Here is a 19534-nt window from a genome sequence, read left to right on the forward strand (position 1 = left end):
CTCGAGGGCCTGAGCCCGCTGCAATACCGGACCCAGGCCCTCGCAGCCTAGGCTCTTACCAACCAGTCCAACTTTCGGGGACCAGTTCACAGCCGGGAATGGACACTCCTGCCATATGTCCATTGCTCGCGGCCGGGGGAGGGCATGTCCGCACGCAAGGGAGGCGGGCCTCGGCCCGTCGCGGAGGGCATGTCCAGCAGCCGGGGCGTCGCCGCGCGCTGAAGCGACTAGGCTGAAGCGACGTCGAAAACAGCGGTCCGTGGACCGCCGAACCCTAAGGACCAGCTGCATGGGATTCACCGAACTCTTTGTGTCCACCCACGAAGAAGCCCTCAAGCGCGCCGGCGCACTGGAAGGCGGCGCCCCGGCCGCGCAGGGGGCCGTCCGCATCCCGGAGATCAGTGACTTCGAGGTGGAGCGGCTGGGCGACCTCGCCGGCGTCGCCGTGCACGCCCCGGGCGCGGACTATGAACTGGCCATGGTTGACGTGGCCAGCGACTCGTTGCTCGGCGTCCCGGCGGCAATGGTCCGCACGCTGGCGGAACTGCTCAGCTATGAAACGGAAGGGGAGGGCGACGTCCTGGAGGATGTCGCCGCCAACTGGGCCGCCGAAGAGGACATGCCCTTCGGCCCGGACGAGGCCCGGGGCTACGTCCGCCGGATCGCCGAGCTCGCCGCCGCCGTCGACCCCGCCACCAGGTCCGGCCTCTACGTCTGGACGTCCTGACCGGCCCCCAAGGCCGCTGCCAGGACGCGCGCCGGTGCGCCGGGCCCGTGTCAAGTCGAAATCCTGCCGGTGATCTGGCACAATGAACAGGTACTCGATCTGCGTGGCCCCTCTCTCCGCGTCTGGATCTTGTCCCTTAGAACCCCCAAGTACGGCCCGCCCCACGGGTGCAGAACGCCGGGCTCGACCCCGTTTCAGAAACAGGAGTGACCACAAAAGTGGCCGTAAAGATTCGCCTTAAGCGCTTCGGCAAGATGCGCGCACCGTACTACCGCATCGTCGTCATGGACTCACGCTCCAAGCGTGATGGCCGTGCTATCGAAGAGATCGGCAAGTACCACCCGACCGAAGAGCCCTCGTACATCGAGGTCGACACGGACCGTGCCCAGTACTGGCTCGGCGTCGGCGCACAGCCGTCCGAGCAGGTCGCCGCGATCCTGAAGATCACCGGTGACTGGCAGAAGTTCAAGGGTCTCCCCGGCCAGGAGGGAACCTTGAAGACCAAGGCTCCCAAGGCTGCCTTCGTTACCCCGGAAAAGGGTTCCGTGATCATCCCGGAAGCCATCACCAAGAAGGCTAAGAAGGACGAAGCTGCCGAGGCTCCCGCCGACGCCGCCGAAGCAGAGACCACCGAGGCTGAGTAAATTGCTGGCAGAAGCGCTCGAACACCTGGTCCGCGGGATTGTTGACAGCCCCGAGGACGTCAAGGTCAGTGCGAAGAACAACCGCCGCGGGGAAACCCTCGAGGTGCGCGTTCATCAGGACGACCTCGGACGGGTGATCGGCCGGCAGGGCCGGACCGCACGCGCTTTGCGCACTGTGGTTGCGGCGCTGGCGGACGGCGAGCCGGTCAGGGTCGACGTCGTCGACACCGACCGCCGCCGGTAACGCTTTCAGCACTACTTGTCTTGAGTCCGGCCCCTTCACCAGATAATGGTGGAGGGGCCGGACTGTTTTCCCGCATTTCCGCACCAGAGAACACAGAATCACCAACCCCGAACAGAGGAACAGATGCAGCTCCAGGTGGCACGAATCGGCAAGCCCCACGGCATCCGCGGCGAAGTGACCGTCCAGGTGCTCACCGACGCGCCCGGCGACCGTTTTGTCCCCGGCACGCAGTTCATCGTGGAACCCGCCTCGGCCGGGCCGCTGACGGTGTTCAGCGCCCGCTGGAACAAGGACATACTGCTGCTGGCCTTCGATGAGATCGAAACCCGCAACGAGGCCGAGACCCTGCGCGGCGCGAAGCTGTTCATCGAAACCGACGACATCGGCGCCGAGGACGACGACGAGGGCTGGTACGAGCACGAGCTCGTGGGCCTGGAAGTCCGGGTGGGCGGCAACGTGGTCGGCAAGGTCTCGGCGCTGCACACGCTGCCGGTCCAGGACCTGCTGGTGGTCACCACGGACGACGGCAAGGAAGTCCTGATCCCGTTCGTCGAGCAGATTGTGCCCGAGGTCAACGTGGCTGAAAAGTACGTCCTCGTCACCCCGCCGCCCGGACTGTTCGAGGTCAACACGGACGAGGCGCCCGATACCCAGGCGCCCGAAACCCGGGTCCCCGAAGCCCAGGAAACCCAGGACCCCGAAGCGCAGGGCACCGCCGCCGGGGGCAACGCGTAGATGCGAATCGACGTCGTCAGCATCTTTCCGGAATACCTGGCCCCGCTGGAGCTGTCACTAATCGGCAAGGCCCGCCAGGACGGCCTGCTGGACCTCAAGGTCCATGACCTGCGGGACTTCACCACCGACCGGCACCGGACGGTTGATGACACCCCCTACGGCGGCGGCGCCGGCATGGTCATGAAGCCCGAACCCTGGGCGCAGGCCCTCACCGCCGTGGCCGCCGGGCGGTCCGAGGACGCCGGGGACGCAAGGGCCGCAAGCGACGCCGGCGCAGCGGGCCCTCCCGGGTCGGCCGGCAAACCCGTGCTGATCGTCCCGTCGCCGGCGGGGGAGCGCTTCACCCAGGCCACCGCGCACGAACTGGCGGAGGAAGACCAGCTGGTGTTCGCCTGCGGGCGCTATGAAGGCATCGACGAACGGGTCCTGGAATGGGCGTCGGAGCACTTCACGGTGCGCCCGATGAGCCTGGGGGACTACGTCCTCAACGGCGGCGAAGTCGCCGTGCTGGCCATGGTCGAGGCCATCGGGCGGCTGCTGCCCGGCGTCGTGGGCAACCCCGAGTCCCTCGTGGAGGAGTCCCACTCGGACGGGCTGCTCGAGTACCCCGTCTACACCAAGCCCTCCAGCTGGCGGGACCGGGACGTCCCGGCCGTGCTGCTGAGCGGCAACCACGGCAAGATCGCCCAGTGGCGCCGCCATGAGCAGTACCGGCGCACCGCCGAACGCCGCCCCGACCTCCTCGTGGAGTTCGACGCCGGCAAGCTGCCGCGCGCGGACCGCACGGCCTTCTCCGACCTGGGGTACGACGTCGTCGATGGCCGCCTGCTGCGCCGTCCCGACGCCTAACCGCCGGGATTGGGCTAACCCGCACAAAATGTGGCAAAATTAGTCCTTGTGCCTGCTGGGTTGCGAACCTGCCACAGGGGGAGCGCTACCAACAGCCCGGCACCCCGGCCCCGTCTACTCCTGACAGGGCCGGATTGACAAACTTTCGGCGGAAATTTCCGGGCGGCGCATGCCGCCGGGCTTGGCCGCCGTAACCCAACGTGAGTGACCTGTGGCGTTCACCAGGAGTGGATCAATGCATATCCTCGATTCCGTAGATGCAGCCTCGCTGCGCACCGATGTTCCCGAGTTCCGCGCGGGTGACACCATCAAGGTTCACGTGAACATCATCGAAGGCAAGAACTCCCGCGTCCAGGTCTTCCAGGGTTTCGTCCTTGGCCGCCAGGGCGATGGCGTCCGCGAAACCTTCACCGTCCGCAAGGTCTCCTTCGGTGTCGGCGTGGAGCGTACCTTCCCGGTGCACTCCCCGATCATCGACAAGGTCGAGCTCGTCTCCAAGGGTGACGTGCGCCGCGCCAAGCTTTACTACATGCGTAACCTGCGTGGTAAGGCCGCGAAGATCAAGGAAAAGCGCGACTTCCAGACCGCCAAGTAAGTCTTCCCAGACTTCCAACGCAGTCTTTCACCGCGGATCCACGGACCGTACCCGGTGCGTCAGCTAGTGCGGCGCCCGAGCTATCCGCAACAGCGCACATTAGTTCACGACAGCGCCAGGGGATACGGAACATGGAACAGCCAAAACGCCAGCCCAGGAAACCGGGCTGGCGTTTTGCGTTGCTGGCCCTGGTGCTCGCCGTGGCCATCAGCGCCGTGGTCCGCTCGCTGTGGGTGGACATTTTCTTCATCCCGTCCGCCTCCATGGAGCCGCTCCTGCACACGGGGGACCGGATCGTGGTGGCGCGGGCCGGCTTCCAGGCTGAGCCCCTGGGCCGGGGCGACGTCGTCGTCTTTGACGGGCGCGGCTCCTTCGCCCCGCTCAACAGCGGCAACGGCCCCGTGGTGGATGCCCTCGCCGAAGCCGGACGCTGGCTCGGCCTGGCGGGCAGCGACACCACGTATGTCAAGCGCGTCATCGGACTGCCCGGCGACCGTGTGGTCTGCTGCGATGCGGGCGGCCGGCTCACAGTCAACGGCCAGCAAGTTGCGGAACCGTATGTGTATCCGGGGGACACTCCGAGCGACGTGAAGTTCGCCGTCCAGGTGCCCGCCGGGCGGCTCTGGCTCATGGGCGACCACCGCTCCATGTCGGCCGATTCCCGGAGCCTGCTGGGCGCCCCCGGCGGCGGCATGGTGCCGCTGGAACGCGTCATTGGCCGGCCGGTACATATCATCTGGCCGCTTGATAGATTTGCAGCAGTAGCGCGGCCCGAACCGGCTGCGACAACGACGACGACGAACGGACAGTAGATGCCCGAGACCGAACCGCGCACTCCTGATCCGCAGGGCCAGGACCGACCCCGGGTTACCGCCTCGGCGATCCCGGCGGACGAGCCGGCGGATCCACCGGCTGGTGCGCCGGCTCCGGCGTCGGCTTCTGCGTCGGCGTCGCAGGACGACAGCGCCGGAGCGCAGCGCGCTGATCGGACCGAGACTGACCGCATCCAGGCTGCCCGGACGGAGGCTGCCCGGACGGAGGCTGCCAGGCCGGACCGGGCCGGGGCCGAGGGGGCGGAGCGGGACCGGGCCGCCGGCCCCGCCCACGCCGGCCCCGCCCACGCCGGCCCGACGTCCCGCCGGGCCAGGAAGGCCAAGGCCCGTGAAGGGCGCAGCCCCCTCTTCCTGTGGCTGAAGGAGGTCGCCACGGTGGTCATCGTGGCGATCGTGCTCTCCTTCCTCATCAAGACCTTCCTGTTCCGGGCCTTCTACATCCCGTCCGAATCCATGGTCAATACCCTCGATGTGAACGACCGCATCTTCGTGAACCTCCTCGTGCCCGAGCCCATGGCGCTCCAGCGCGGGGACGTAGTGGTGTTCCGGGACAGCCAGGGCTGGCTCGCCCCCGCGGCCGAGAAGACGAAGGGCCCGTTCACCTGGGTGCAGGACGGGCTGACGTTCGTCGGTTTGCTGCCGGACAACTCCGAACAGCACCTGGTCAAGCGCGTCATCGGGCTCCCGGGCGACCACGTGGTCTGCTGCGACGCCGGCGGACAGCTCACCGTCAACGGCGTGCCGCTGGACGAGAAATACATCAATTCCGCGGAGATTCCCCAGGTCCGCGACTTCGACGTCGTCGTGCCCGCGGGGAAGGTCTGGGTCATGGGCGACAACCGCAACCACTCCGCGGATTCCCGCGCCCATATGGACACCAACGGCGGCTTCGTCAACGAATCCGACATTGAAGGCAAGGCCGCCGTCATCGCGTGGCCGCTGAACAGGATGTCGGCCCTGGACAACTACCCGGACGTCTTCCGCAGCGTGCCCGCCCCGGCCGGAAAGTAAGCCGCCCGTCATGTCAGCAGCCCCCACCCTCGACTACGAACGCCGTTTCCGCAGCTCCGGCGCACGGCTCCTCGCGGGCATCGACGAGGTCGGCCGCGGCGCCCTCGCCGGTCCCGTCAGCGTGGGGATCGCCGTCGTGGACCTGCAGCAGCAGAAGCTCCTGGCCGATGTCCGGGACAGCAAGCTCCTCAAGGTCGCGGACCGGGAACGGCTGGTGCCGCTGGTCCGGGACTGGAGCGTCGCCTCCGCCGTAGGGCATGCGTCCGCGACCGAGATCGACGAACTCGGGATCATCGCAGCGCTCCGGCTTGCCGGGAACCGGGCCTGGTTTGCCGTGCTCGCCGCCGGCGTCAGGCCCGAGGTTGTCCTGCTGGACGGCAGCCACAACTGGCTCTCGCCGGATCTGCAGCCCTCCTTGTTTGACGATGCCCCCGCCGAACCCGGCTGCGACGCCCCGGTGCACACACTGGTCAAAGCCGACATGCAGTGCCTCAGCGTCGCCGCGGCCAGCATCATCGCGAAGGTCGAGCGCGATGCGATGATGTGCGAGCTGCACACCCAATACCCGGCCTACGGCTGGGACGTGAACAAGGGCTACGGCACCGCATCGCACAAGGAAGCGCTCCGGACCGGCGGTCCCACGCCGTACCACCGGGTCAGCTGGCAGCTGCTCTAGCCGCTCCGGCGTGGGGGTGCGGCCCGCCGGTGGCGCGCGGCCGGCCCGTCGTGTGGCGCGCGGCCGGCGCCGGATGGTGCAAGATGGAACCATGAGTGCCGAGGACCTTGAAAACTATGAGACCGACATGGAGCTACAGCTCTACCGCGAATACCGCGACGTCGTCGGGCTGTTCAGCTATGTGGTCGAGACCGAACGGCGTTTCTACCTTGCCAACCACGTTGACCTGCAGGCGCGCAGCGCCGACGGCGAGGTCTACTTCGACCTGACCCTGCAGGACGCCTGGGTATGGGACGTCTACCGCTCCGCCCGGTTCGTCAAGAGCGTCCGCGTCATCACGTTCAAGGACGTCAACGTCGAGGAACTGCCCCGCAGCGAGGAACTCGCCCTGCCCAAGGTCGAGGACCTGGGCAACTGATCCACGATTCCTAACCCTTGGGTTGCGCGGGGTTCCCGTTGCGGTCCAGGGCAATGCCCTGCTGCCGCAGCAGGTCCAGCACGCTCTCCGGATACGAAACGCAGCCATCCGGGGTTGCGGCTCCCCGCTCGGCGGCGTGGTCGGCCGCTGTGTCGCCTATTCCGATGGTTGCGACGGCCGCCTTCCATCCGCCGAGCCCTTCGATCTGCAGGGGGACCCACACGTTGGCCGCACCGTTGACGTAGTCCCACACTTTGGGGTGGACACCCGGGCCCAGATAGATGCCACCTTCCGCCGCCCGGGTGACGAGGGTGGGCAGTGGCAGAACCCCCATCAATTGCGCGGCCTGGTACTCGGACATGTTCCACGGCGGTTCGTCGAAGTAGTACCAGCTCGCCGCACAGATTCCGTACAGGTTTGGACCGAACTGCGCGTAATTCAGATAAAGCTCCATGATCCGCTGCGGGGTCAGCGTGAGGCTGAACTCGGTCGCGAGGCCCGCCTCCAGACCCTTCCTCAGGGCATTCGGGTCAGGCCACAGGAAGATGTTCTTCACGAGCTGTTGCGGGACCGTGGAACCGCTCGGGTCATCCCTCCCCTGCAGGTAGGCGACGGCCCTGTCCCGGAAATCATCAACGGAGAACGCGCCCACACGCGTTCCCAGCTGTTGGTCCTCGTGGGCGACGGCCGCGGCAATGACATAGCGGCTGACGTGGTTCAGGGATACGTACTGGTAGGCGATCGGGCCGCCGGTCTGCAGCATGAAGGCAGTACGCGGGGGAGCGAACCAGATGAAGGAGACGGCGGCGAGCTCCGTGATGACCAGCATGGCGAGGACGAGCTTGAAGACCCTGGCGAGGAGCCGACGCAGCCGGTGCGTGCGTTTTGCCGCCGGCTGCTCAGGCTCCGGTCCGGGCTCAGGCCGTGCTGGCGCCGGCCCGTACCCAGGCTCAAGCCGCACTGGTGGCGGCACGGGCTCAGCCCGCGCTGGTGGGGGCCAGCTGGGGCCAGCCTGCCCGCCGGGCGGACCCGGTTCCGTAAGCCGCTGCGTCTCCAGCGGTTGGGCCGCTCGATATTCCATAGCCGATCCTTCGGCCGATCCTCAGGAGAGAATACGGGCGCCCCGCGGAATTCGCGGGGGTTGGGAAAGAGCCTAGGTGGGCCGTGCGGGCATTGGCTACGTTTCGTTGCCTGACAATCGCCTCAACACGTCCTGTCAATACCGCCACGGATTTGATCGCCGGTAGGATCCGCCCGGGATCCCGGGCCTTCGGCAGGCGCTTCGGCGAAGTTTCCCAACGTGGGTAGGTGTTCACTCATGGGTTATCTCCGCTGTTTAGAAATTCGGTTACCTGCTGCGCAACCTCGTCGGTGATTCCCGTTTGCCAGCTCGTTTTGAACAAGGGCTGATCGGCATAGAAGTCAGTGTCATCGTCGACGATGGCATACCGCGTAACTTCCGGATGCCGGTCCAGCCACATCTTCACCTCCTCGCCACGAAAACCTGTGTCTGCAGTCGGAGTAACGTCAAAGGTCTTGTATACGTACCGGTCGACTTCTTCACGGCCGCCTTGGAAATGCCGCCATGTGGACGTAAGAACAACGGCTGCATCAGTGTCGAGGATGATCCGGCCGACCTTGGACGCCAGGAAAGGATCGATGCCCGTGAAGCCGCGATAGCGCTGTCTCGTACCCACGCGGTTGACGACCCCATCAATATCGAGGAAAAGTACTTTCATTCCTGTTCCTCCTGCAGCTCTTTTCGTCCTGGCTTGATTATGCGATCGGCAGCGCTGAACGCGCTGCGGATATTCGTCTCATCAGGCTTGTGCGCTTGCAGCCCGGCGACGTTTTCCACATAGCCGAAGTCTGCCCTGTGTTCGTCCGCGGCGGCGCTTCACGCTGGAGGCATGAGAGCTAAGGATGTGCTCGGCCGGCGCGGTGAAGAGCTCGCCGCCGATTTCCTTCAGGCCCACGGCATGCGGATCGTGGAGCGGAACTGGCGCTGCCCCGAGGGCGAGATCGACATTGTCGCGCTCGACGGCGACGCGCTGGTCATCGCCGAGGTGAAAACCCGCAAATCCCTCGCGTACGGCCATCCCTTCGAGGCTGTCGGCGCGGACAAGCTCGCCCGGCTTCACCGGCTGGCAGCGGCGTGGTGCCATGCCCAGGGGCTGCGGATGCCGTTGTGCCGGGTGGACGTGATCGCCGTGGTCGACGACGGCATCGGCGAGCCCGCCCTTGAGCACCTCAAGGGGGTGGGGTAGATGGCCCTGGGCCGGACCTACTCCGTCGCCCTCGTGGGCCTCAACGGCTACATCGTGGAGGTCGAAGCCGACATCGGCCAGACCCTGCCGGCGTTCGTGATCCTGGGCCTGCCGGACGCCTCACTGAACGAGGCCAAGGAACGGATCCGCTCCGCGGCCCAGAACTCGGGAATCCCGCTGAGCCGCCGGAAGATCACGGCCAACCTCATCCCGGCATCCCTGCCCAAACGCGGTTCGGGATTCGACCTCGCCATCGCCATGGCCGTGCTGCTGGCGGCGAACGACGTCCGGCCCACCGGCCGCTCGGTCTTCATCGCCGAACTCGGCCTGGACGGCCGGCTGCGGCCCGTGCGCGGCATCCTCCCGGCCGTGATGGCCGCGGTCAGGGCCGGCTACCCCGAGGTCGTCGTGGCCCGGGCAAACGTGGCCGAGGCCGAGCTGGTCCCCGGCGCGCAAGTCCGGGGCTACGCCACACTGGCCCGGCTCGCGTTCGACTGCGGCGCGGACCCGCAGGAGCTCGCCCTCGACTTCGAACCCGAGACCGAGGACTCCGGCCACCCCGACCCCGGCACCGGTCCCGCCCTGGTGCCGGACATGTGCGATGTCTCCGGCCAGGCCGCGGCCCGGCGTGCCCTGGAAGTGGCCGCAGCCGGTGCCCACCACCTGCTGCTGACCGGACCGCCAGGCGCCGGGAAAACGATGCTCGCCGAGCGCCTGCCCGGGCTGCTGCCGGACCTCGGCGATACCGAGGCCATGGAGGTGACCGCCATTCACTCGCTGTGTTCGCTGCCGTCGGGCTCCGTGCAGCTGCTGCGCCGCCCGCCCTACGAGAACCCGCACCACACCGCGACGTCGGTGGCCATCATCGGTGGCGGGTCCGGGCTGCCGCGGCCCGGGGCAGCGTCCCGTGCGCACCGCGGCGTGCTCTTCCTGGACGAGGCCCCGGAGTACGACCGCGGCGTCCTGGACGCCCTGCGGCAGCCGCTGGAAAGCGGAGAGCTTGTCATCCACCGCTCGGCCGGGTCCGCGGCCTATCCCGCCCGGTTCCAGCTGGTCCTTGCCGCCAACCCCTGTCCCTGCGGCAAGGCGACGGGCAAAGGAGTGGACTGCATTTGCACGCCCACCATGCGCCGCCGGTACCAGGCCCGGATGTCCGGGCCGCTGCTGGATCGGGTCGACATCCAGCTCGAAGTCGAGCGGGTCTCGCTCGCCGGCTTCGGCCAGCCTGCGGCCGAGGAAGGTACCGCCAGCATCGCGGAAAGGGTCCGTGCGGCCCGGACCCGCCAGCTGGACCGGCTGCTGCCATTCGGGATGGAAACCAACGCCCAGGTGCCGGGGCGGCTGCTGCGCGGGGCCCTCCGGCTCGATGCCCCCACCACCCGCATCCTGGACTACGCGCTGGAGCGCGGAGTGCTGACAGCCCGCGGCTACGACCGCGTGCTGCGCCTGGCCTGGACTCTTGCGGACCTGTCCCGGCACGACGTCCCGGACGCAGACGACGTCGGGCAGGCGCTGGGCCTCCGCCAGGCCGCCGCGGTCTCACCCTGAGCCGGCCATACGAAGCCCACCCCAGCCCCGTGAAAGGCAGCACCATGATCGATGACGAACGAACAGCCCGGGCCGCCCTGTCCCGCCTGTTCGAGCCGCAGGACGCGGCGGCGCTGGCGCTGGTCCAGGCAGCGGGAGCGCAGGACGCCCTGCGGATTGCCAGCGGCGCTCTGGCCGCCGGTCCCGGGCTCGAACAGGAGGTCACCGGAATCCTGGCGGACAGCGGCTCCGGCAGCGGCTGGTCCGGCCTCAGCGAGGCGCTGAAGCGTTGGGCCCCGCGCGTGCCCGACCTCGCACCGGAGCGGGACCTGGCCACCGTGCAGCGGCTCGGCGGACGGCTCATCATTCCCACGGATGACCTGTGGCCGCGGCAGCTGGCGGACCTGGGACTGCAGGAGCCCCTCTGCCTGTGGTGGCGCGGCGTGGAACAGGAGCTACCCCCGGCGGCCCGGTCCATAGCCCTCGTGGGCTCCCGGGACAGCACCAGCTACGGGGCATCGGTGACCGGCGACCTCGCCTACTCGCTGGCCCAGCGTGGCTTCACCATCGTCTCCGGCGGTGCGTACGTTCTGTTAGCTAATTTCTGTTGTTGCTTGCAGGCAGGCTTCCATCTCGGCCGTTCTGGTCGGTTACACCCAAGGCGGGCGTCGCTGAGCATCTTAGGTGAACACGCTTGGGCGGACGACCCAAGACTGGGGGGACAAGTAGTGGGTCTCATCCTGCGTGGAAACCAATGACGACGTCCTCGAAGTGGGGACTCAATGTGAGCCCCTCTGCGGATTGAGCCAGTCATCGTGAACGGCGTGTTGCGTGCTCCAGATGGTTTCCGGACGCCTCGTCCGTGCCCGCTGGCCGGTTCCCAACAGCGCGTCCCGAAACAGGGCATGATCGAACATATGACAACAACAGCAACACTGTTCGCGTGTGCCGCGGCAGACGTGACCCTTGAGAGGATCCGCGAGCTCGTCGCGGGCGGAGCGTTGGAAAGCCTGACTCTTGAGTTCAAAGAGACGTGGTCACCCAACATCACCAAGACGATTGCCGGAATGGCGAACAGCTACGGAGGACTAGTCCTCGTGGGGATCAGGGAACAGAACGAAGGCGAACGCGTCGTCGGTGCCCCGGCCAAGACGTTGGAACAGATCGCCAACGCCTGCCAGAACAGCCTTGAGCCCCCGTGGGGGCCGGAAATCATTGCCGTTCCTCTTCCGGACGAAAACGATCGGTACGTGTTTGTCATACGCATTAACACGGACAGAGCCCCTCGGCCGATCCTTCTCGGAGGCGCTGCCCCCGTCCGTGAGCATGGGCGGACCTCGAAGGCCGCGGACCGCGCCAGGCTTGCCCAATTGTTCCGCGAAGCGGAGCAACACAACATCGGCACACGGATGTCGCTTCCAGCCTTCGAACTGAGCTCGGTTCGGCTCGGAAGCCAAGGCTCTGACTTCGGGCTGAGGAGCGGTCTCATCGTTCCTATCAGTGAGACTGCATCATGGCGCCCTCTGTCCGAGCGAGCAGTCAAGCTTCTGGCCAATGCGCTCAACAACTCGCCGCTGAGTGCCGCGCTGGTGAGGTCCAACGGAGACTTCGGTGGGGATGGATTCGACCCCTTCGATCTCTACGGGCTCAACCGCGCCAGAAGAGCAAATCTCGTCTGGCGGAGCCTTAAAGACCGAGAGAACGTGATCGAGTCGATGGCTTGTTTGACGCTTCCGGAGTCCTACGGCGCCCCCGACTCGGCGCTCACGCTGACCTTGGATGTCCAAATGCGTCCGAACGCCTTCAAGGAGAGTGCCGGAGTTCGTCCGGACTGGCGTCTGAGCATCGAACGACTCCACGGGCTTCTCTCCGCGATCCTCGAAACCCTTGTCTCGGATGCTGTGATCGACGCGGTCGCCAATCTTGCCGGCATCGATTCGATTCTGGTTCCTCAGCCACCGAGTTGCGACTTTAGAACACGCTTCGATGTTCGAGCTCTACTCGATGTTTCGAGTCTACGCAGACTCGACGAGACCGGAGTGTCACGTGGCACGGAACTGGTTGTGAATCCGACGTTCGACCTCCGTGAGGCAGATCAGCGCAGATTGCAGGTTGATGTCTGGATGCAGCAGATTGCCCTCGATGCCGGAATCGCTGGAATGGAAGAACTGATGCCAGCTCTACCCGGTCAGTGAGCGGGACCTGGGGGATGGGCGGAGGCGGTCGTTGATGATTCGTGGCGTCGAGGTTGCCACTATAAGGAGCTCCCGGACTCGGACCGTCGACTCATGAATTGCTTCGGCGTGTCCGTCCAGCCTCAGCACCTCGTCCGCCCAGGAGCCGATATGGGCGGCCGAAGTCTATGGCGATTCCAATTTCGGAAGCTTCAGCCGGGCCAGCCTCGTCACTGCATCGGGCGTCACCCGGCCCCCGCGCTCGTCCAGAACAACCCTTGATTGCGCAGCCCGAATGCTACGGCGCACGTGGAGAGCCATTTCTCTCCGTGACGCGGGATCCGTCCGGAGCTTCCCGTCGGGCGTTGTCAACGTGTTGAAGGGTGAAGGCAGCTTCGGGGGCGTAAGCCGTGCCAGCCGCGCTACCGCCTCCGGCGTCTGACGTCCCTGGACCTCGTCGAGGGTAATCCGAAGCTGAGCTGCCCGGATTCCCCTTCGTATACGCAGGATGGTTTCCTTCCTGGGTATTCGGGCTTCGTGATCCACATCAGACATTTGCCTCACCCTCTCAGTCCACTGCATTCATCATCTCCCAGAGGTTCATAACCGCCAAGGCACCAACGCTCAACAAAGGCGGGCGCCGCGCCCAACACGTTTCTACGCTGGCCTGCCAAGACAACTCCGCCCGGAGTGTAAGGCGCAAACCGCAGCGCTTTCCGGCCGCCAACGGATGGTCTATCGTCACATAGCAAGGCACCTTTTGGCATGACAGGGAACAGACTATGGCCGAACCTGCAGGACCTTCCGACCAGCAAGGGGCCGGTGACACAGCGCGCGCCCGGTCTGCAGAACCGATGGCAGCATTGTTCCGCGCATTGGAGAGCGTGGACGGCGACGTCTCGCCGCAACTGGCCCGGTCTGTTCAGGCCTCTATCAACGTGGTGAAGCAAATCGGTCGGGAGTTCGGGCTTCTCACCGAGAGTGAAGCCCGGGCCGCCCTCGGACAAGTGAGCGCCACAGATCTGCCAGACTTCGGGGTCCTGTACCGCGGCGAGACCTTGTACCCGGGATTCCTGTTTGAACCTTCACCCGGCCCCGAGGCGCCGAAGAGAGTTCGCCCTCTGTTCAAAGACTTGAAAGAGATCGCCACCGAGTACGGCCGGAGTGGCCAGGGCATCATCTTTTGGATGACCTCCCCAACAACATCGTTCGCGGACCATGGCCGCCCCGTCGACCACCTACATGAACCCGCCGCAGTCATCGCCGCGTTCACCGACGCAGCCGGCAGCCGAATGTGATCAGACCGACCCGACGTTCAACTACCGAACCGGCCACCCCAATTGCTAGCTCGGGGAAGGCCGTCTGCACGGAAGGCAGCGATCGCGGGCAGGGGGCGGCCTGGGTCTCTAAACCAGGTTCTGGCCACAGAGTCTCGCGGCGGTCAACACCGCAGTTCTACCGACTTCTAGGAAGTTCTAGGGGGTTCTAGGATTTTTCCTAGAACCCCCTAGAACTTCCTATATCTTCGTACTATGGCGCGACGAAGGGCTGACCTGCAAACCCAGGGCGCGGAAGAAGCGCCGGACCGGGCCCGGCGCCGGGGACCAGAAACGCCTCACAGCCGAATATCCGATGCACGTGGTCAGCTTCGACTTCCAGTCCGACGTGACCTCCTGCGGCCGGCACATCCGGTTCTTCAACGTCATCGACGAATACACCCGCACCGCGCTGGCGATCATCCCACGCAGATCGTTCAAAGCCGCCGACGTGGTCGCGGCGCTGGAGAACATCATCGCCGAAACCGGCACAGCACCTGCCTGCGTCCGGTGCGACAACGGGCCGGAATTCACCGCCGCAGCACTGATCGACTGGTGCAACACCGCCGGTGTCGACACAGCGTTCATCGACCCGGGATCACCCTGGCAGAACGGCTTCATCGAATCCTTCAACGCCCAATTCAGAAGGGAACAACTCACCGGAGAAATCATGGAAACCATGGCCGAAGCAAAGTATTTGGCCGACGAATGGAAAGCTATCTACAATCATGAACGGCCCCACGGATCCCTGGACGGCATGACGCCCAACCAGTACTGGGAAACCTGGACGCAAGAAAACCAATTAGCTATCGCATAGACGCTGGACTGCTAACGGGGGCCCAACCAGTCGTAGAAGGGGGAAATTTGAGCACCGATAGCCGTTCGCATTTGGTCACAACCATCGACCAGGCCATGGCGGTCGACACCACGGCGGGCGGCCTTGCGGGCTATCGTGATGCCGGCGAAGCCATTGTCAAGGGATGCAAGGCCATCGACGACTATTTCTATTCGACGCCAGCCCCCGACAAGGCGCTTTGGCGCGAGATTTTTCTCAGGGTGATGTCGGAAGGCCCATGGGCTGGTTCGAACAGCAACCCTCTCGCGTCCAAGATGATCGAGGTTGCCGGACAACTCAGGTGGGCAGATGAGTTTGCTCTTGCGAGGCTGGTGCTGTCATCGCCCGACACCGCCCGCGGGGCAGAATCACTGCGGAATATATATAATCCATCGAAGAAGAGTGGCTGCTATATCGCGACCGCTGTGTACGGATCCTACGATGCAGAACCCGTCCTTGTGTTTCGCCGTTTCCGAGATGAGCGCCTAGCCGGACATTCGTTCGGGCGCGCTTTCATACGAAGCTACTACGCCGTGAGTCCACCTCTGGCGAGGTACTTCGCGGGCCGCACTGCATTGAATCGACTGGCTCGACGTCTCCTCGACCGTCTTGCCAAGCTGCTGGACGATGCAGGATCTCATTGACAGAGATCGGGCCGAAAAGGACCGGGAAAGCCGCGGGGAGTGAGCAGATCCCCATGAGCACAGCCTGGTAGAACAACGAAACCCCCGCAGCAGACGTTATCTAGCCCCTGATCTGCGAAAAGCTTGCAATTTAGACAGTTTCGGGCGTCAAATACGTCTCTGGGTGGCGAACGCCGCCAACTGCGAAGCGAGCATCCGCCGACTCCGCTGCGATGCAATATCGTGACCGGCAAGCAGTTGATGGAGGAGGGGCTCGGCCCAAGGGGTTCTCCACGGACCGTCGTTTATGCAGTTTTATATTTTTTACATTCTTTACATAGGCTCATGCCCAAGCCCTCGTGGTTCAGTACAGGCGTCGCCGATCCGACCGGTCAGGCGATACCAACCTCTTTCGTACATACATCTGTCGGGGCAACCTTTTCGGGCCGGCACTGTGGCAGGATGTCTCCCACCATGGACAAGCGATTGCGGCGCGCCCCTGACGCCGAGTGGGTGTTGATGTACCGGCTCGGGCTAAGCCGGAAACGCATCGCTGACCTCGTTGGCGCCGAGCCCGCCACTGTCGGCTACCACCTCGTCATCGCACGCCGCCGGGATCCCGAATTGGAGGCAGCCCACCTGGCCGCGGCTGGTTATGGATCTGCGCCCTCCCCTGCGGCACTCTCCCGCATGGAAGAAACCATTGCCTGGGTTTTATCCGAGCGCCGGTTCCCCTGTGACAGCTCAAAGGACAAGCACGAACGGTCCATGGCCAGGTGGTTCTCTGACCGCCGGCGCGAAGCTGCCCAAGGCACCCTTCAAGCCCTATACAGCGAAGGGCTCGGCCGAGTCCCCGGATGGGACAGGAACCCGAGGGCAGCGGCCGGGGAAGTCAGGTGGTACGGACTGCTCGCTCAGCTCGTGGAGTTTCGCGCCGAGGGCAACGATTGGCCCCGCCACAAGAAATGCGCTTCTGAGCGGGAACACACCCTGGGCGTGTGGTTACATGCCCAGCGACAGAAGCGTCGCCTTGGCGAGCTCGAACCCAGGAAGATTGAGCATTTGGATGATGCCCTTCCAGGCTGGAGGACGGGCCGGACCCGCGGGCGCCCGGCCAGCTAGGCGTGTAATGCGAAAGTCCCCCGGGGTTGGGCGATTTCCCGCTTGTTTCGCGCCTTCAGCGATCCAAGACGGTGTTCTCGACAGTCGGGAGACCTACCCTGCTTATTGTCTCGAGACGCGATACGATGACATCCCACTCGGCCAAGAGCACTGCGGGAAAGTTCACCATGCTCGACCGCCCATGGAGAACGTCCGAAGTTCGCCGATAGACGTGGCGCGCGAGACGCAAAAGACCGAGTAGTTCCGATGGGGTCACTCGGGACTCATAGGCAACGAGTACGAACGCCAGTCGGTTGCCTACATTGGATTGGGCCACGTTGACTGAATGGCTCGGGAATGCGTCAACCACAGCCTGAGCTGCAACTTTCTCTATCCGGAGGCGCAGATTCATGACTGCCAGGCGCGTTCCAGAACCACTCGTCAAACCCTCTCTGGTCATGACGCAGCAGCCAATATCTTGCAGGCATCCCGCGCCGCGCGGATCTCCTCTTTTGTGGCATCGGTTAGTTGAGAATTTCCATGGACGGATTGATTCCAGAATTCCAAAGGTGTCTGGCATTTCTGAACGGCGCGCGAGACAGGATTGACGTCGGGAGCCTCCCCCTGCCAGAAGGTCGCGGCGACCGTGAGGCGTTCCTTTGTCGTGTATTTCTTGTCGAGCATCGTGAGGTCGGTTTCTGTATCCCTTCCGAAGAGGACTGCGTTCCGAAGGACGAAGGTTCTGAGCGCGTTGTCAATACTCATTCTGCACAACCCGCGAATTCCATCCGTAACATCCCTCGTAGATCCGGTCTTTTCGAGAGATAGGTCAAAAATTGTTCGCGCGTCGAGCAGCAATTGGTCCCAGAGATGACGGCTGTCATCGACTTCAACCGCCCCAGTGGCAGCGGAGCGTTCCACTAACCGCGTGTCGCATGTGTGGGCCCTAGCCGCCAAATGCTCTTTGAGCCGATCATCGTGTGTCAGGACGATCACTCGGCGCGTTTCAGCGAGCAAAGCCAGCGAACCAGCGAGCCGATCGATCCTGAGCTCGTCAAATGCGTGGACCGGGTCATCGAGAACGAGGAACTCAAAAGGTCCGGCGTCCACGGACGCGAGCAGGGGGGCCAGAAGGACAGCGTTTCTCTGTCCCGCACTGAGCATACCGAGGTCGACACGATTGCCGTTCTGATCGACAAGTTCCATCGATGCTTTGGTCGCCAGGGCATTGATTTTCTTCAGCTTTAGCTCAGCATCGGACAGGAGTTCGAGTACGCGCGCGCCGGCTTTTCCTTCAAGCGCGTCGGTTCGCCTCTTGCGCAAATGATTTCGGAGGTCGTCAACCCTGCTTGAGGTGGCCGTCCACATGGCCGACTCTGCAGCGGAACTGCCATCCGTTTCCCAAATGGCCGTGAATTTCTCGACTGCCCGCGCTCTAGCAATGCGCCATTGCTTGGTTGCATCGGTACGTATCACGGCCTCATTCACCAAGGCTTTCGCCTCATCGGAGCAAAGCCAAGCCGCGAGTTCTGCCGTTGCAGTCAGGACCGCGTGCTGAGCGGCAATCCGGCTCTCGCGTGCCAAGTCGAATTTGGTCAACAGCTCCTGCCCGCTGGAGCTCAACTTTCTTATAGGGTCAGCTTCGTCCGCCTGAGAACCGACCTTGAGGACTGCTGTAAGCAACTCATGGACAACGGCTGCCAGAGCCTTCGTGTCCGCGGCGACCTTGGTCCTCAGGGATGCCAGATTGTGATTCCTCTTGACGGTCTCATTCAGAGTTGTCAGCCACCCCGTGTTGGCCGTCGCACAAACAGGACAAGTGCCGTCTTCCAGATGACGGTTCTTGGCCTCTTCATGCAATTGCTCCAATGTTCCCGCGAGAACTTGCTCCACAGAACTGCCGGCATTTTCAAAATCCTGAATCGTGGCTTGTATTGTCCTGGCCACCCGCGAAAGTTGTTCCCAGCTGTCAGTCGGCAACGAATCGGAGTCAAGACCGGGCTCCAGCAGTCCAGCGTTATTCAGCCACTCCTCTTTGGAATCGTTTATGGTTGGCTCAGGCACCGGATCGAGGGGCGTCACATTCCCTGAAGAACGCCGATCGCGGTCGATCTGCGCGAGAGCACGCATGGCCTCAACTTTTGCGCCGCGCCACCTACTTAGTGCTTCTGTGGACGCATTCCCACGGAGGGTGATCGTTTCTTGGAGGGCACTGAAACTCCCTCCCAGTGCCAACAGGCCTTCGAAGTAGCTCGCAAGGTCTTTACTCAACTGAACGCGCCGCTCAAGCGATGCATAAGCAAATACGGGTTGATGGCTGGCCAATGCTTGGTACCAGTTCGAACCGAGATCGACCTGTTCCGAACCGTCCACGCTTTCAAGGCGAGCCACATGGGACTCGACTTCTCCTGTTTCACCTAGGACTGCCTCAAGAACTAGTCGATCACTTTGCGAAGAGAGAGCCACCTCGACACGTGCCGACGATGCTCCTCTCGCGAGATGTACAGGATCCCACAGGGCAGCGTTTCCAGCCGTGCCGCCCGTACCAGCGGGTGTTGTCCCGCTGAGCGCCAAGTCAAGTGCGTCGCTGATGCTGGATTTACCCGCACCGTTTAGGCCATGTATAACCGTGATCCCCGGTGTGGGGTCAAAGACAAGCACAAGAGGTTTCTCGTTAGAGATCCCGCGATAGTTGGCTATGGAGATCCTCTCTAGGCGCCAGCTCCGCCGGGGATCCAGCCAATTTGTGTCGTCGTCTGATGAGCCGGCAAGTTCGACGGCAACAGCATGAAGCCGGTCCCAGCTTTCGGTCCCTTGGCGGGCCGACTCTCGCTTGAGTTCGATCTCGTGCAGAAGCTCCTCAAACGAAAACATCGTTAGAGCCTCGGTTCGCTCTTCGTCTACTATCTGCGTCACGCAGTTCCCCCAAATTTTATTCGTTTGTCCAGATGCAGATTCC

Annotated in this window: 20 protein-coding genes and 2 pseudogenes; 18 read left to right on the plus strand and 4 right to left on the minus strand. The window is 64.1% G+C overall.

The window, feature by feature from the left end; genetic code table 11:
- Window positions 1-289: 289 nt before the first annotated feature.
- From C560_RS0102735 to C560_RS0102780, 10 genes are all read left to right on the plus strand, one after another.
- The gene (locus C560_RS0102735) at window positions 290-727 is read left to right on the plus strand and encodes a hypothetical protein (protein ID WP_026537045.1); all 438 of its coding nucleotides are present in this window, start codon (window positions 290-292) and stop codon (window positions 725-727) included.
- Between the two features lie 218 nt (window positions 728-945).
- Window positions 946-1371: a 30S ribosomal protein S16 gene (rpsP, locus tag C560_RS0102740; RefSeq protein ID WP_026266438.1), complete on the plus strand. Its 426-nt coding sequence runs from the start codon at window positions 946-948 to the stop codon at window positions 1369-1371.
- A gap of 1 nt (window position 1372) precedes the next feature.
- Window positions 1373-1615: an RNA-binding protein gene (locus C560_RS0102745; RefSeq protein ID WP_018773450.1), complete on the plus strand. Its 243-nt coding sequence runs from the start codon at window positions 1373-1375 to the stop codon at window positions 1613-1615.
- Window positions 1616-1738: 123 nt separating this feature from the next.
- Window positions 1739-2350, plus strand: a complete 612-nt coding sequence (rimM, locus tag C560_RS21080; RefSeq protein ID WP_026537046.1) for a ribosome maturation factor RimM — start codon at window positions 1739-1741, stop codon at window positions 2348-2350.
- Window positions 2351-3199: a tRNA (guanosine(37)-N1)-methyltransferase TrmD gene (gene trmD / locus C560_RS0102755; protein ID WP_026537047.1), complete on the plus strand. Its 849-nt coding sequence runs from the start codon at window positions 2351-2353 to the stop codon at window positions 3197-3199.
- 235 nt (window positions 3200-3434) lie between these two features.
- Window positions 3435-3794, plus strand: coding sequence for a 50S ribosomal protein L19 (gene rplS / locus C560_RS0102760; protein ID WP_018773447.1), 360 nt, complete (start codon window positions 3435-3437; stop codon window positions 3792-3794).
- A 131-nt stretch (window positions 3795-3925) separates the two neighbouring features.
- The gene (lepB, locus tag C560_RS0102765; protein ID WP_026537048.1) at window positions 3926-4606 is read left to right on the plus strand and encodes a signal peptidase I; all 681 of its coding nucleotides are present in this window, start codon (window positions 3926-3928) and stop codon (window positions 4604-4606) included.
- Window positions 4607-5638 carry a signal peptidase I gene (lepB, locus tag C560_RS0102770; RefSeq protein ID WP_026537049.1) on the plus strand — a complete coding sequence of 344 codons (1032 nt, stop codon included), beginning with the start codon at window positions 4607-4609 and terminating at the stop codon, window positions 5636-5638.
- A gap of 10 nt (window positions 5639-5648) precedes the next feature.
- Window positions 5649-6314: a ribonuclease HII gene (locus tag C560_RS0102775; protein ID WP_026537050.1), complete on the plus strand. Its 666-nt coding sequence runs from the start codon at window positions 5649-5651 to the stop codon at window positions 6312-6314.
- 91 nt (window positions 6315-6405) lie between these two features.
- On the plus strand, window positions 6406-6732 hold the full coding sequence (locus tag C560_RS0102780; RefSeq protein ID WP_018773443.1) for a DUF2469 domain-containing protein: 327 nt from the start codon (window positions 6406-6408) through the stop codon (window positions 6730-6732).
- Between the two features lie 10 nt (window positions 6733-6742).
- Here the strand turns inward: C560_RS0102780 and C560_RS0102785 are convergent, their stop codons facing one another.
- The 3 genes from C560_RS0102785 to C560_RS23930 all read right to left on the minus strand — a co-directional run bounded on the left by C560_RS0102785 (window position 6743) and on the right by C560_RS23930 (window position 8590).
- Window positions 6743-7561: a transglycosylase domain-containing protein gene (locus C560_RS0102785; RefSeq protein ID WP_231494243.1), complete on the minus strand. Its 819-nt coding sequence runs from the start codon at window positions 7559-7561 to the stop codon at window positions 6743-6745.
- 487 nt (window positions 7562-8048) lie between these two features.
- Window positions 8049-8471, minus strand: coding sequence for an HAD domain-containing protein (locus tag C560_RS0102790; RefSeq protein WP_026537052.1), 423 nt, complete (start codon window positions 8469-8471; stop codon window positions 8049-8051).
- Window positions 8468-8590, minus strand: a complete 123-nt coding sequence (locus C560_RS23930; RefSeq protein WP_269320009.1) for a hypothetical protein — start codon at window positions 8588-8590, stop codon at window positions 8468-8470. The genes C560_RS0102790 and C560_RS23930 overlap by 4 nt, the downstream gene beginning before the upstream one ends.
- Window positions 8591-8642: 52 nt before the next feature.
- Here C560_RS23930 and C560_RS0102795 point away from each other — a divergent pair, with 52 nt between their 5' ends.
- The 8 genes and pseudogenes from C560_RS0102795 (at window position 8643) to C560_RS23755 (ending at window position 16596) form a co-directional block, all read left to right on the plus strand.
- Window positions 8643-8999 carry a YraN family protein gene (locus C560_RS0102795; RefSeq protein WP_026266436.1) on the plus strand — a complete coding sequence of 119 codons (357 nt, stop codon included), beginning with the start codon at window positions 8643-8645 and terminating at the stop codon, window positions 8997-8999.
- Window positions 9000-10547, plus strand: a complete 1548-nt coding sequence (locus C560_RS0102800; protein WP_026537053.1) for a YifB family Mg chelatase-like AAA ATPase — start codon at window positions 9000-9002, stop codon at window positions 10545-10547.
- A gap of 44 nt (window positions 10548-10591) precedes the next feature.
- A pseudogene (locus C560_RS21085) lies at window positions 10592-11113 on the plus strand (DNA-processing protein DprA); the annotation flags it as partial.
- Window positions 11114-11443: 330 nt separating this feature from the next.
- Window positions 11444-12721, plus strand: coding sequence for an AlbA family DNA-binding domain-containing protein (locus C560_RS0102810; protein ID WP_197026096.1), 1278 nt, complete (start codon window positions 11444-11446; stop codon window positions 12719-12721).
- Window positions 12722-13482: 761 nt separating this feature from the next.
- Window positions 13483-13998 (plus strand): hypothetical protein, encoded by a 516-nt coding sequence (locus C560_RS0102815; RefSeq protein ID WP_155855724.1) that lies wholly within the window; start codon window positions 13483-13485, stop codon window positions 13996-13998.
- A gap of 232 nt (window positions 13999-14230) precedes the next feature.
- Window positions 14231-14833: pseudogene (locus tag C560_RS21090) on the plus strand (integrase core domain-containing protein); the annotation flags it as partial.
- A gap of 47 nt (window positions 14834-14880) precedes the next feature.
- The gene (locus C560_RS23270; RefSeq protein WP_155855725.1) at window positions 14881-15495 is read left to right on the plus strand and encodes a CFI-box-CTERM domain-containing protein; all 615 of its coding nucleotides are present in this window, start codon (window positions 14881-14883) and stop codon (window positions 15493-15495) included.
- Window positions 15496-16242: 747 nt separating this feature from the next.
- Entirely contained in the window at window positions 16243-16596 is a 354-nt protein-coding gene (locus C560_RS23755; protein WP_231494269.1) for a helicase associated domain-containing protein, read from the plus strand.
- A 435-nt stretch (window positions 16597-17031) separates the two neighbouring features.
- Here C560_RS23755 and C560_RS22915 read toward each other — a convergent pair whose 3' ends face one another.
- Window positions 17032-19449, minus strand: coding sequence for an AAA family ATPase (locus C560_RS22915; RefSeq protein WP_155855726.1), 2418 nt, complete (start codon window positions 19447-19449; stop codon window positions 17032-17034).
- Window positions 19450-19534 lie beyond the last annotated feature (85 nt).

Source organism: Arthrobacter sp. 9MFCol3.1, assembly GCF_000620385.1.
GTDB lineage: Bacteria > Actinomycetota > Actinomycetes > Actinomycetales > Micrococcaceae > Arthrobacter.

What these genes read in the sequence shown, in the direction of transcription:
- C560_RS0102735 (WP_026537045.1), top strand. Translation starts at nt 290, where the DNA reads ATGGGATTCACCGAACTCTTTGTGTCCACCCACGAAGAAGCCCTCAAG.
- rimM (WP_026537046.1), top strand. Translation starts at nt 1,739, where the DNA reads ATGCAGCTCCAGGTGGCACGAATCGGCAAGCCCCACGGCATCCGCGGC.
- trmD (WP_026537047.1), top strand. Translation starts at nt 2,351, where the DNA reads ATGCGAATCGACGTCGTCAGCATCTTTCCGGAATACCTGGCCCCGCTG.
- rplS (WP_018773447.1), top strand. Translation starts at nt 3,435, where the DNA reads ATGCATATCCTCGATTCCGTAGATGCAGCCTCGCTGCGCACCGATGTT.
- lepB (WP_026537048.1), top strand. Translation starts at nt 3,926, where the DNA reads ATGGAACAGCCAAAACGCCAGCCCAGGAAACCGGGCTGGCGTTTTGCG.
- lepB (WP_026537049.1), top strand. Translation starts at nt 4,607, where the DNA reads ATGCCCGAGACCGAACCGCGCACTCCTGATCCGCAGGGCCAGGACCGA.
- C560_RS0102775 (WP_026537050.1), top strand. Translation starts at nt 5,649, where the DNA reads ATGTCAGCAGCCCCCACCCTCGACTACGAACGCCGTTTCCGCAGCTCC.
- C560_RS0102780 (WP_018773443.1), top strand. Translation starts at nt 6,406, where the DNA reads ATGAGTGCCGAGGACCTTGAAAACTATGAGACCGACATGGAGCTACAG.
- C560_RS0102785 (WP_231494243.1), bottom strand. Translation starts at nt 7,561, where the DNA reads ATGCTGGTCATCACGGAGCTCGCCGCCGTCTCCTTCATCTGGTTCGCT.
- C560_RS0102790 (WP_026537052.1), bottom strand. Translation starts at nt 8,471, where the DNA reads ATGAAAGTACTTTTCCTCGATATTGATGGGGTCGTCAACCGCGTGGGT.
- C560_RS0102795 (WP_026266436.1), top strand. Translation starts at nt 8,643, where the DNA reads ATGAGAGCTAAGGATGTGCTCGGCCGGCGCGGTGAAGAGCTCGCCGCC.
- C560_RS0102800 (WP_026537053.1), top strand. Translation starts at nt 9,000, where the DNA reads ATGGCCCTGGGCCGGACCTACTCCGTCGCCCTCGTGGGCCTCAACGGC.
- C560_RS0102810 (WP_197026096.1), top strand. Translation starts at nt 11,444, where the DNA reads ATGACAACAACAGCAACACTGTTCGCGTGTGCCGCGGCAGACGTGACC.
- C560_RS0102815 (WP_155855724.1), top strand. Translation starts at nt 13,483, where the DNA reads ATGGCCGAACCTGCAGGACCTTCCGACCAGCAAGGGGCCGGTGACACA.
- C560_RS23755 (WP_231494269.1), top strand. Translation starts at nt 16,243, where the DNA reads ATGGCCAGGTGGTTCTCTGACCGCCGGCGCGAAGCTGCCCAAGGCACC.
- C560_RS22915 (WP_155855726.1), bottom strand. Translation starts at nt 19,449, where the DNA reads ATGTTTTCGTTTGAGGAGCTTCTGCACGAGATCGAACTCAAGCGAGAG.